Genomic DNA, 13,261 nt, shown 5'->3' on the forward strand with positions numbered 1-13,261 from the left:
TTTATGATTGTATCGGTATGGAGGTATAGCCATTTACTATTTGCAATTATATCTTCTATTTTTCTTCTGATTGCTTCCATTACGGGTGTGATTCTTGCTGTAGAACCAATTTCAAATAAAATTGAACCCTACAGTATTTCAGGTGCCGATGCGCTTTCATTGGCCGAAACCTTAGAAAATCTGAATGCGAAATATGAAGAAATATTGGCCGTATCACGTGACCGAAATGGTTTCATAAGTGTAACTGCCATTTTAGACGGGAAGAATGAAGCATTTTATGTTGACCCGTTTACAGGTGAAAAATTGGGGGCTTTACTTCAAAAGAAGCCCCTTTTTCAGTTTGCCACTAACCTTCATCGTTCCCTTTTTTTAAAATCCACAGGGCGCTTTCTTATTGGCCTTGCCTCATTTTTATTGATTCTTATTACTATTTCGGGAATAGTACTTATAGCTAAAAGACAAGGTGGCTATAGGCAATTCTTTGCTCCTGTAGTTCGTGAAAATTTTTCTCAATACAACCATGTGGTTTATGCGAGGTTTTCACTCATTCCCTTATTGGTATTAGCAATTACCGGAGTTTATCTTTCTTTACTACGGTTTGATGTTATTCCGGATACTCAGGTTGCTTTGCAAGTCGATTTTGATTCCATTCAAGAAGAACCTTTTAAAGAATATACGGAATTTGACCTATTCAAAACTACACCTCTATCCGAGCTACGGGAGTTGGAATACCCCTTTTCGGAATTTGTTGAAGATTATTACATCATTAGACTGAAGAATAAAGAAGTATACCTAAATCAGGTTACTGGCGATGTACTGGCGGAAGAAAAATACCCTACAGTACAGGTCATGTCTTCTTGGGCTACGGTATTACACACCGGAGAAGGGAGTATCTTATGGTCTATTGTACTTGGTTTGGGAAGTCTAGCCATTCCCTTTCTAACCGTAACGGGCTTTATCGTATACTTCAAAAGGCCTAAAACAAAAATTAAAAACACCTATAATAAGAACGAAGGTACGTATGTAGTTTTAGTTGGAACTGAAGGAGGAACCACACTTCAATTTGCTCAAGAATTCCATAAACAACTACTATCCATCGGAAAAAAAAGTCATTTAGCCCTGATGAATCAATATACCCATTTCAAAAAAATGGAGCATTTGATTGTTATCACCGCGACTTACGGGCAGGGAGAAGCTCCTGCATCCGCCGAAAAATTCGTGCAACTGGTTAAAAAATATCCTCAAAAACAAGCTTTTGATTTTAGTGTAGTAGGTTTTGGATCTACGGCCTACCCCAATTTTTGTCAGTTTGCCTACGAAACTCATGAAGTCCTAGAAGCTTCAAATAACAGTACGGCTTTGCAAGAGGTCTTTACGGTTAACGACCAATCATTTGAAGCTTTCAATAATTGGTGCGCCACATGGTCTAAGAAGGCAGGATTAAATATTCTCCTAGAAAAGCCAAAATTAGCTACCAACTCCTTACCTCCTTCCACTTTTGAAGTTATCAATAAGGCAGAAATACCCGAAGATGACACATTTCTTTTGAGCTTGAAAAATCTAAACGGTTCCAAACCCATTTCTGGTGATTTACTATCGGTAATACCGGAAGAAGGAGCTCGTGAGCGATTGTATTCCATAGGTAAATTGAATGCGGAAACTTTGTTGATTAGCATTAGGAGGCATGAACAAGGATTGTGTTCCAACTATTTGCACCAACTAGGGCAGAACGAAAAATTGTCGGCTACGGTTGTTGGCAATAGGAATTTCCACTTTCCTAAAAATGCAAAAAAGACCATTTTCATAGCTACAGGAACCGGTATTGGCCCTTTTTTAGGAATGATAAAAGAGAATACCCGTAAGAAGGAAATCCATTTGTACTGGGGAGCCAGAACTACCAATTCATTCAATCTGTACAAAGATTATATAGATAAGGCTCTACAAGACGGAAAACTAACCAATTTTAAAACTGCGTATTCCCGTAATCAACCAGAAAAAATCTATGTTCAACATCTGATTCAACGGGACAAAGAACTGTTTTTAGAGGTTCTAAAAAAGAAGGGTTGTATTATGATTTGTGGATCCATTGCCATGCAAAAAGAAGTACTACAGGAACTACAGCAACTCTGCAACGAACATCTTGGCAAAGACTTGAGCCACTATCAAAATCGTAAGCAGATTAAGATGGACTGCTATTAATTCCCACACCGCATCCCACTACTCTTTTCTAAAAAAAAGCAACTTTATTCGGTCAGCAAGTGGACCGGTTCAGGTACCAGATTCGGTTTAATAGGATTATAATAATAAATATTTTGCTTGTCGTACAATTCTAAATGAGATTCTAACCGTGACTCAAATTCTTCATAATCGTTTCTAGTTTTCGTCCATGCAGATTCCGCAAGAGCGGCTATTCTAGGAAATAACATATAATCTATTCTTGCTTCACTATTGATAGTTTCCGTCCATAAATTACCCTGTACACCTAGAATTTGGTTTCCGTACTTTTCACCATCAACTATATGGTTAACATCAAAGCCATAGACTGCTTCAATAGGACTAAATGCTCCGTCCCATTTACGACCCGAACGATGATTCTCATCTTGAACGAAGTCTAAATAATACGGAATTCTTGGACAAACCACCGTTGAAAACCCCTTTTCCAGTGCTTTTTGAAACTGCTCGGGTTTATCATGTCGCCACCAATAAATAATAGTTTTATCCTTTGGTAAATCAATTTCTGCAAGCTCGTCCCAAGCCAGAACTTTTGCATTCATACTGAAAACAGAATCCGCCATGCGTTCCATAAAATAATGCTCCACATCTTTAAGACCGTTCAGCTTTTCTCTTTTCATTAAATCCGAAATTCCTTTATTCGAATTCCATTTTTGGTTACCAAAACTCACCTCGTCCCCTCCTAAATGCAACAAGCCGGAAGGAAACAAAGCATTCACTTCTCGTAAAATATCCGTTAGATAACCATACGTACTTTCCTTTCCCGGGTCAAAAGTAAACTCAGGATATTTTTCACTTCCCCCTCCGCTAAATTGAGGATAAGCCATATTTGCAGCCGTAGCATGACCGGGCATATCTATTTCAGGAATCACTTTAATTTGCAACTTTGCCGCATAATCTACAATTTCCTGAATTTCACTTTGTGTATAATATTGTGCAGGCAGATTAGGATCAAAATGGTCACCTACACCGCCTACAAGGGCCAATTTAGGATACTTTAAAATTTCCATTCGCCACCCCGTTGCATCGGTCAAATGCCAGTGCAGCGTATTTAATTTGTAAAAAGCCATCCAATCCAAAATGGATTTTATTTTCTCTTTCCCTATAAAATATCTAGAAACATCTAGCATAATGCCCCGCCACTCATAAAACGGTTGATCTTGTATCTCCCAAGCATTGATAGGTACCTCTCCATTTTTAGGTGTATTTTCCACTGCCAATTGCACTAAGCTAACGGCTCCATAAAACACTCCGGATACAGTTGTTCCCGTAATTTTGATTTCTTGCGGGGATACGGAAAGATGGTACCCCTCAGTACCGATTGATTCATCTGAAACCAATTCTAAAGTAATTTGTTTTAGGCTTTTTGAATGAAAATCACCTGTATGTAATGGTATTCTAGTTTGTGTCAATATTTGCGCCTTTAAAAAAGAAGCAACGTCTTGTAACCGTATGTCCGAACTGGCTATAGACGTATTTTTATCCAATACGAACTGGCCCTTTCCGGCAATGGCCTTTGTAGGTTCTGGGATTATTGGCGACTGCGCATTTAAAAAAACAGGTGATAAACAAAGTAATACGAGTAGAATAAAATTTACGGAGATTCTCATTGAAATAAAGGGTATGCGGATTAACTAATTTTGAAAAGAGATAGGGATTTAAGTTTTCTGTTTCTTCTTCCTGGCAGCAGGAAACAGAACATTGTTCAGTATCAGTCGATACCCAGGAGAATTGGGGTGTAGCTCTAATTCCGTTTTAGGGTCCCCTACCCTATGCTGATAGTCTTCTGGATCGTGACCGCCATAAAATGTAAAAAAGCCTTTTCCTTTTACACCATGAATATAGCGGGCTTCTCCATTCAATTTATTTTCGCCCAAAACCATGACCGTTGGCTTCACTTCTTCTCTTGCGAATGCCGTGGTCTGCCCCATAAAGCCCTTGACCAAAGAGGTATGATTTTGACAAAGCATAGTAGGAACGGCATCCCATTTTGCAGAAAAATCCATTAATGAAAAATAATCGGACTCCTTGGGAACGTTTCCTCTTTTACTTGTCATATCAATTGATGAAAACTCATATTTGAGCGGATTTCTTTCTAATGTAAAATCCGTAAAGGCAAACGTTTTATTGTAATCCAATTGACTTTGATAGTTCGCATCCGAAGGGTCATTATCGAACATGGGTTCGCAAATATCAACACCTTCTGCAGAAAGCGCAATATCAAAACTATCCGTAGCAGAGCACATAGCGAACATAAACCCTCCACCTATAACATACTTCCTTATTTTTTGGGCTACGGCACTTTTTTCTTCCGAAACTTTTGAAAATCCATGTGTGTGAGCTAGTGCCTCAGCCTCCTTTTTTTGTTCTATATACCAAGGGGCAGCACGGTATGCTCCATAAAACTTTCCGTATTGACCTGTAAAATCTTCGTGGTGTAAGTGCAGCCAATCGTACAACGCCAACTTATCGCCTAATACTTCCTCATCGTAAACGGTAACATATGGAATCTCCGCATAGGTCAGCACCATAGTTACGGCATCGTCCCAAGGTTGATTTCCTTTGGGGGAATAGACTGCAATCTTCGGAGCTTTTTCAAGAATTACAGCATCTTGATTTTTAGATGGACTACTGATTTCCGACAAAATATTCGCCGCTTGACTATCAGATAAAATTTCAAAGGAAACTCCTCTAATTTGACATTCTTTACGGATAACATCTCCATCGGGCAGCAAAAAAGAACCTCCTCTATAATTCAGAAGCCATTGCACTTTCTGCTGCTTATTGAGTACCCAATAGGTAATTCCGTAGGCTTTAAGGTGGTCTTTCTGACCCTCGGCATCCATAGGAATTAAAATGGAGGATGCAGAAAGTTGCAAAACACCAATTAAGATGAAAAGAATTGACAAAAGCGATTTCACCATATTTCTAGCACTTTATTTTTTCTAAAGATACTTGAAAAACTACGCTTTTTATCTTCACTCAAAGTTAAAGCTATTAGAAAACTAACTGATTTTGGGAATTTCTCTTCTATTAAAACGGAACATCATCATCTCCAGGAGGCATGTTATCGTTCATAGAACTACCAAAAGCTTCGTTCGCATCTGGTAAGTTCGGCGTAATAAAAGGATTGTCCTCGTTCTCGTTCATTTTAGATTGGAACTCAAACGGAGAGTCAAAATCGTCTAGGTTATCAAACTTACCGAGGTTACCGATAAATTTCAAACGAATATTTTCCAGACCACCATTACGGTGTTTGGCAACGATAAACTCTGCCTGACCTTGTGTTGGGCTTCGTTCTTCGTCATCCCATTCATCAATTTTATAATATTCAGGACGGAAAATAAACGACACAATATCCGCATCCTGCTCAATCGCACCAGATTCACGTAAATCCGAAAGTAAAGGTCTTTTACTACCTCCACGGGTTTCAACCGCACGTGAAAGCTGAGATAGTGCAATTACGGGTATATTCAATTCTTTTGCCAATGCCTTAAGGTTACGCGAAATGGTAGAAATTTCCTGTTCACGGTTTCCTCCTTTGCCGGTTCCACCAGCGGTCATTAACTGTAAATAATCAATAATAATTATCTTAATATCATGCTGTGAAGCCAAACGTCTGGCCTTTGCACGCAAGTCAAAAATAGATAAAGAAGGCGTATCATCAATAAATAACGGTGCTTTCTCTAGCGCTTTTACTTTTACGTTCAGCTGCTCCCACTCGTGCTTTTCTAATTTACCGGTTCTCAATTTTTCGGATGAAAGTCCGGTTTCCGAAGAAATCAAACGTGTAATTAACTGCACAGAAGACATCTCACAGGAAAAGAAAGCAACACCTTGTCCACTATCTACAGCAATATTTCTTGCCATGGATAATGTTAATGCGGTTTTACCCATACCGGGACGTGCAGCTACAATAATCAAATCACTAGGCTGCCAACCCGAAGTAAGTTTATCCAACTTATCAAAGCCGGTGGCAATACCGCTCATCCCCTCTTTATTGGAAATCTCTTCAATCTTTTTCTTTGCCTGAATTACCAAATCCATAGCCGTCTCCGCAGAACGTTTCAGGTTACCTTGAGTAACATCATATAATTTAGATTCCGCACTATCTAAAAGGTCAAAAACATCGGTTCCTTCATCATATGCCTCTTCAATAATCTCATTGGAAATTTTAATCAAGCTCCGCTGAATGTACTTCTGCAGAATAATACGTGCATGGAACTCAATATGTGCCGATGAAGCCACTTTTTGAGTCAGTTTAATGAGGTAAAAATCACCTCCTATGGCATCTAACCTTCCATCTCGCTTTAATTGGGAGGAAACCGTTAATAAATCCACTGGTTCGGAACTTTCGAACAGCTTAAAAATGGATTCATAGATGTATCGATGGGCATCTTTATAGAAAACATCAGGATGAAGGATATCTATTACTTCATCTACACCCTTTTTATCAATCATCATAGCACCCAACACAACCTCTTCTAAATCAACAGATTGAGGTGGAATTTTACCTCTTTCTAAATTGATTAGGGTTGACTTGTCTATTTTGCGTCCGACGACCGGATTAATTTTTTCCATTTTACGAAATTATGCAATTAACTAAAAAATAAAGAGAAGTATAGTTAACAGGTAATAAACATTACCGTGTTAATAAGTTACAATTTTATGTTGATAACAAAAAAAATCTGAGGAAAGTCTTCCTCAGATTTTAATCAGCTTGTAAAAAGTGTCCGTTAACCGTTAAAAACACCCATTTGGGCGTATTTATCCATTCGGGTTTTGACTAATTCTTTTGGGGATAACTTTTCTAAAGCCTTAAATTGTGTCAATATTTTGTTTTTCACAACTTCAAAAGTCTTTTCCCTATTTGCATGTGCACCGCCCGCAGGTTCGCGTACGATTTCATCGATTAATTTTAATTTTTTCATATCGGTAGCAGTAAGTTTTAATGCCTCAGCAGCCACTTCCTTATACTCCCAACTTCTCCAAAGAATAGAAGAACAAGATTCCGGAGAAATCACCGAATACCATGTGTTTTCCAACATCAACACTTTATCTCCTACACCTATACCCAAAGCTCCACCAGAAGCTCCTTCACCAATAATTACAACAATAATTGGCACTTTAAGACGGGTCATCTCTAAAATGTTACGGGCTATTGCCTCTCCTTGCCCACGTTCTTCCGCCTCAATACCGGCAGCGCCACCAGGAGTATCTATAAAGCACACCACAGGCACATTAAATTTCTCCGCAGATTTCATTAAGCGCAGTGCTTTACGATAGCCTTCTGGGTTGGCCATACCAAAGTTACGGTACTGCCTTGTCTTTGTATTATATCCTTTTTGTTGACCGATGAACATGAAGCTCTGGTCGCCAATTTTACCAAGACCACCGATCATTGCCTTATCATCTTTTACATTTCTATCTCCGTGAAGTTCTAGAAAAGTATCGCCACAAATAGCGTTGATGTAGTCTAAAGTATAGGGTCTATTTGGGTGCCTAGATAACTGTACCCGTTGCCAGGCCGTAAGGTTTTTGTAGATTTCTTTACGGGTATCCGCTAACTTCTTTTCAATCTGTTTACAGGTTTCCGTTACATCTACTTCGCTTTCTTCCCCAATAATCATGCATTTATCCAGCTGCTCTTCAAGCTCTTTTATCGGGAGTTCAAAATCGAGATATTCCATTAGTGTAATAGGTTTAGTTTGATGGACAAATATAGAACTTTAAGCTTATCTCCTGAAGGGTTTTTTAAACCTTCTCCTATTTTTAAGGATTCCGTTGGCAAGAACCGTCAATAAGATGATGCCTCCACCCACATAAAACAGGGGATTCATTTTTTCTGATTCGCCTAAAATAAAATAAGCTAAAATTATGCCGTACACAGGCTCTAAGTTAATAGTGAGCATTACCGTGTAAGGACTAATGTATTTTAAAATTTTTATCGATGCGATAAAGGCATAGGCGGTACAAATTGAAGCTAGAATAAACAGATACAACCAATCGTTCTGCGAGAGTGCAAAAAATTGAGCGTCAAAACTACCTTGAAACGCTAAAAAGATAGTCAGCAATACTACTCCGCTCACCAACTCATAGAATGAGATTACGGAAGGTCTTTCCTTTTGAATCAGCTTTCCATTAATGAGTGAAAAAAGAGCCGATAAAAATGCAGAGACAAGTGCCAATAGTATACCATAGAGATATTGCGTATCTACCTTAAAAATTAAATACAGCCCTAGCATAACCACAATACCAAAAACAATCTCATACCAAATCATCTTGCGCTTGTACCAAAAAGGCTCTATTAAAGCTGTAAAAAATGCACCTGTTGAAATAGTAGCCAGCGTAATGGAAACATTAGAAACTTTAATGGACAAAAAGAAGGTAACCCAATGCAACGCAATTACAATACCTGCACCTAACAAAGACCATAGCATGGGGCGGGAAACTTTAAGGGAATATTTTTTAGCTTTTAGATATAATAAGATAAATACGGCCGCAATAAGCATACGATACCAGACCAGCGGCATAGCGTCTAGGGTAATCAGTTTACCCAATACCGCTGTGAAGCCCCAAATAAAGACAATAAAATGTAAGTGTAGGTAATTTTTTAACTGCGCCCCCATAAAAGCCTATTTAGAAGTACAAGCGTTATCGTTTTGCCTTCTGCAACAACACTACTGCAAGAATCCCAAAAATCATATTTGGTACAAGTACCGCTAAAAGAGGGGAAAAACCAGACTGCTCCGCTAGTGTACCAAAAACTTTATCAAAAAAGACAAAAACGAATGCCACTATAATTCCAAAAGCAAGGTTTACTCCCATACCACCCCGTCTTTTAACCGACGAAACGGCAACCGCTATGATAGTAAGAATAAAGGCTGTTATTGGCAACGCCCACCGTTTGTATTTCACCAATACATAGGTGTTTATATTGGAAGCGCCTTTAAGTTTTTGGTCTTTTATAAAGCGATTCAACTCAAAAATATTTTTGGTTTCCGCTGCGTAAGATACTGGGGTAAGGTCACCTATCTTAAAGGAAAAAAGCGTATCCAAACGCCTCTTAGTCTCTACCAGTGCGGTATCTTCCAATATTCTGCGTTTCTTATAGGTAGTTAAACGGTATACACTGTCTTTATCTACGTAACGGATATTGGCCGCAGAAATCTTAAACTCAAGCTCATTCTCATCATTAAATCGCTCAAAGGTAAAATTGTAACCAATCTCCCTTGCCGGATCAAAACTGCTTACATAAATAAAATCATTGGCGTTTAATTGGGTAAAAATATTATTGGTAACCCTATCTTGTTTCCCTTTTTTTAGATACTTGTATTTAAACTCGTTAAACCCTTTACTGGCATTGGGCACGATAAACATACCCATGATGAACATAATTATGGCAATAATGGATGCTCCGATTATATAGGGGCGCAAAAATCTATTATATGAAACCCCTGAACTTAAAATAGCTACAATTTCTGTATTGCCCGCCAGTTTAGAAGTAAAGAAAATAATGGATAGAAAAAGAAAAATAGGGAACAGTAAACTTCCTATATAAATGGTAAAGTTTCCAAAATAGATAAGTATTTCATCCAATGGAGCCTCATTGGCCTGCATCTTTCCTATTTGTTCCGCCAAATGGGCCATGATACCAATAGGAATGAACAGCAATATCATCACCGAAAAAGTGACGAGATATCGTTTTAATATATATTTATCCAGTATTGTTAACACTACAATCGTTTATCCATTTGTTTCACCATACGATTCTTCCATTCGGTAAAATCCCCTGCTAAAATATGCTTTCGCGCTTCACGTGTCAACCAAAGATAAAAACCAAGGTTATGAATGGTAGCTATCTGCTTGCCCAAATATTCCTTGGCAACGAACAAATGCCTTAAGTACGCCTTTGAATATTCAATATCTACAAAAGTCAATCCCATTTCATCTATAGGAGAAAAATCATCCTCCCATTTTTTATTCTTTATGTTGATGGTACCATGTGCGGTAAACAACATTCCGTTTCTAGCATTTCGGGTAGGCATCACACAATCAAACATATCAATACCTAAAGCAATATTCTCTAGAATATTAATTGGCGTACCCACACCCATTAAATATCTAGGCTTGTCTTCAGGTAAAATCTCGCAAACCACCTCGGTCATGGCGTACATTTCCTCCGCTGGCTCACCAACGGAAAGCCCACCAATAGCATTGCCTTCCGCACCTACGCCAGCAATATATTCTGCTGATCTTTTTCTCAAGTCCGTATACGTAGAACCTTGTACTATTGGGAAAAAAGTCTGTGCGTAATCATATTCAAAAGGCGTCTTTTTAAGATGCGCAATACAACGCTCCAACCACCTATGCGTCATATGCATAGACCGTTCCGCATAGCGATAATCGCAAGGGTAAGGTGTACATTCATCAAATGCCATTATAATATCCGCCCCGATCACACGCTGAATTTCCATTACATTTTCAGGTGTAAATAGATGGGTTGAGCCGTCTATATGCGACTTGAATTTTACTCCTTCCTCCTTAATTTTTCGGTTTCCCGAAAGTGAGTATACTTGGTACCCCCCACTATCGGTCAAGATATTTCTATCCCATCCCATAAATTTATGGAGCCCACCCGCTTTCTTTAGAATGTCGGTTTTAGGCCGTAGAAAAAGGTGATAGGTATTCCCTAATATGATATCTGGGTTTATTTCCTCTTTCAATTCACGTTGGTGTACACTTTTTACGGAACCAACAGTGCCAACCGGCATGAATATAGGGGTTTCAATTGCTCCGTGATCAGTAACCATGGTTCCTGCACGAGCTTTACTTTGGGGGTCTGTATGATGTAAGGTAAATTTCAAAATAATATTTATGGGCGCAAAGATAAACAACTGCTTAGCATAATAGCCTTAACGAAAAAATAAAGTTTGCACGAGTTTAAACCTCAAATGTAAAAATACTTTCCCAGGTCCGTTCCACTTCTAGTTTTGCTAATATTAAGCACAAACAAACCGCTATTGCTCAAAACGTTGCTATCTGTTGCTTTTATCACTCTTTTTTTGATTTGAGGGCAAAAATAAACAGGGTCCAATTTGTATTCCCAAAAGATTGCGATTACATTTGAAAACTACTAAAAATGAACATTTACAAATGGCAAAATTAGACGAACTACAAGATATCGTAGTACAGACCCGAAGGGATATTCTACGTATGGTACATAAAGTAAATTCAGGGCACCCAGGAGGTTCTTTGGGCTGTACTGAATTTTTGGTCGCACTTTATAATGAAGTAATGGACCTTAAAGAAGGATTTGATATGGACGGTAAGGACGAAGACCTTTTCTTCCTATCAAACGGTCATATATCTCCTGTATTTTACAGCGTTTTAGCTAGAAAAGGATATTTCCCTGTTGAGGAACTAAACACATTCCGTTTATTGGACTCACGTTTACAAGGACACCCTACTACACATGAAGGCCTTCCGGGGGTTCGTGTAGCTTCGGGCTCATTGGGTCAAGGTATGTCTGTTGCCATTGGTGCTGCAGCAGCAAAAAAGTTGAACGGCGATGACAAATTGGTTTATAGCCTACATGGCGATGGAGAATTACAAGAAGGTCAAAACTGGGAAGCAATTATGTATGCCGCCGGAAACAAAGTAGACAATCTAATTTCTACAATTGACCGAAACGGACAACAAATTGACGGCCCAACAGAAGAGGTACTTCCACTAGGAAACCTAAAAGAAAAGTTTGAAGTTTTTGGATGGGATGTTCTTGAAGTTGCGGAAGGAAACAATCTTGAAGCCGTTATAAACGGACTTAAAGAAGCAAAGAGCAGAACCGGAAAAGGAAAACCGGTCTGTATCATCCTTGATACAATGATGGGTAACGGTGTAGATTTTATGATGCACACGCACGCATGGCACGGTAAAGCGCCAAGCGATGAGCAGTTGGAAAACGCACTAGGACAGAATCCTGAAACCTTAGGGGACTATTAAAATTCCGTAACTATCTTAAATTTTAGATTTCCGCTTGGCGGAAACGACAAAAACGAAATACAATGACAAAATATATAGATCAAGGAAAAAATGATACTAGAAGTGGCTACGGAGAGGCCATGACCGAGCTAGGAAGAACCAACCCTAATGTTGTAGCTCTTTGTGCCGATTTGGTAGGATCACTAAAAATTCAGCCTTTTATTGATGAGAACCCAGAGCGTTTCTTTCAAATAGGTATTGCAGAAGCAAACATGATGGGTATTGCCGCGGGTATGACCATTGGTGGGAAAATTCCTTTTGCAAGTACGTTCGCCAACTTTGCCACAGGTAGAGTTTACGATCAGATCCGCCAGTCCATTGCTTACTCTAACAAAAACGTAAAAATATGTGCTTCGCACGCCGGTGTTACTTTAGGTGAAGATGGTGCTACCCACCAGATTCTAGAAGATATTGGTATGATGAAAATGCTTCCGGGCATGACTGTCATCAACCCTTGTGATTTTAACCAAACAAAAGCTGCTACTTTAGCAATAGCTGAATATGACGGTCCTGTATACTTGCGTTTTGGAAGACCAAAAGTAGCCAACTTTACCCCAGTTGACCAAAAGTTCGAAATTGGTAAAGCTGTTATGCTTAGCGAGGGTACGGACGTTACTATTGTTGCTACCGGCCATTTGGTTTGGGAAGCTTTAATTGCCGCCGAAAAACTAGAAGAACAAGGTATCTCCGCAGAGGTAATCAACATACACACTATCAAACCTTTTGATGAGGAAGCGGTGTTAAAATCAGTTAAAAAAACAGGCTGTGTTGTATCTGCCGAAGAACATAATTACCTAGGTGGCCTTGGTGAGACTATTGCTAGAACCCTTACTGTTCAGCATCCTGCGCCGCAAGAGTTTGTTGCAACACAAGATACTTTTGGTGAAAGCGGTACCCCAGACCAGTTAATGGAGAAATACGGACTAAACAATAAAGCTATTGAGAAGGCCGTTTTAAGGGTATTGAAAAGGAAATAACAATGGTATCG

At 39.0% G+C, this 13,261-nt stretch carries 10 protein-coding genes; 3 read left to right on the top strand and 7 right to left on the bottom strand.

Going from position 1 to position 13,261, the window contains the following annotated elements:
- Window positions 1-3 precede the first annotated feature (3 nt).
- Entirely contained in the window at window positions 4-2,199 is a 2,196-nt protein-coding gene (locus P0077_RS02005) for a PepSY domain-containing protein (RefSeq protein WP_276167505.1), read from the top strand.
- 44 nt (window positions 2,200-2,243) lie between these two features.
- On the opposite strand, the gene P0077_RS02010 is transcribed toward P0077_RS02005, so the two are convergent.
- From P0077_RS02010 to tgt, 7 genes are all read right to left on the bottom strand, one after another.
- Window positions 2,244-3,842 (bottom strand): beta-N-acetylhexosaminidase, encoded by a 1,599-nt coding sequence (locus P0077_RS02010; RefSeq protein ID WP_276167506.1) that lies wholly within the window; start codon window positions 3,840-3,842, stop codon window positions 2,244-2,246.
- A gap of 48 nt (window positions 3,843-3,890) precedes the next feature.
- Window positions 3,891-5,156, bottom strand: a complete 1,266-nt coding sequence (locus P0077_RS02015; RefSeq protein WP_276167507.1) for an asparagine synthetase B — start codon at window positions 5,154-5,156, stop codon at window positions 3,891-3,893.
- A 109-nt stretch (window positions 5,157-5,265) separates the two neighbouring features.
- On the bottom strand, window positions 5,266-6,813 hold the full coding sequence (gene dnaB / locus P0077_RS02020) for a replicative DNA helicase (protein WP_194524241.1): 1,548 nt from the start codon (window positions 6,811-6,813) through the stop codon (window positions 5,266-5,268).
- Between the two features lie 155 nt (window positions 6,814-6,968).
- A complete protein-coding gene (locus P0077_RS02025; protein ID WP_276167508.1) occupies window positions 6,969-7,922 on the bottom strand; it encodes an acetyl-CoA carboxylase carboxyltransferase subunit alpha in 954 nt (317 codons plus the stop codon).
- A gap of 45 nt (window positions 7,923-7,967) precedes the next feature.
- Window positions 7,968-8,861 (bottom strand): DMT family transporter, encoded by an 894-nt coding sequence (locus P0077_RS02030; protein ID WP_276167509.1) that lies wholly within the window; start codon window positions 8,859-8,861, stop codon window positions 7,968-7,970.
- A gap of 25 nt (window positions 8,862-8,886) precedes the next feature.
- Window positions 8,887-9,969, bottom strand: coding sequence for an LptF/LptG family permease (locus P0077_RS02035; RefSeq protein ID WP_194524244.1), 1,083 nt, complete (start codon window positions 9,967-9,969; stop codon window positions 8,887-8,889).
- The gene (tgt, locus tag P0077_RS02040; RefSeq protein WP_276167510.1) at window positions 9,969-11,099 is read right to left on the bottom strand and encodes a tRNA guanosine(34) transglycosylase Tgt; all 1,131 of its coding nucleotides are present in this window, start codon (window positions 11,097-11,099) and stop codon (window positions 9,969-9,971) included. The genes P0077_RS02035 and tgt overlap by 1 nt, the downstream gene beginning before the upstream one ends.
- A 259-nt stretch (window positions 11,100-11,358) precedes the next feature.
- Between tgt and P0077_RS02045 the strand changes: the two genes are divergently transcribed.
- Window positions 11,359-12,234, top strand: coding sequence for a transketolase (locus P0077_RS02045; RefSeq protein ID WP_226979451.1), 876 nt, complete (start codon window positions 11,359-11,361; stop codon window positions 12,232-12,234).
- A gap of 62 nt (window positions 12,235-12,296) precedes the next feature.
- On the top strand, window positions 12,297-13,250 hold the full coding sequence (locus tag P0077_RS02050; RefSeq protein ID WP_194524247.1) for a transketolase family protein: 954 nt from the start codon (window positions 12,297-12,299) through the stop codon (window positions 13,248-13,250).
- Window positions 13,251-13,261: the final 11 nt, after the last annotated feature.

Source organism: Zobellia alginiliquefaciens (assembly GCF_029323795.1).
GTDB lineage: Bacteria > Bacteroidota > Bacteroidia > Flavobacteriales > Flavobacteriaceae > Zobellia > Zobellia alginiliquefaciens.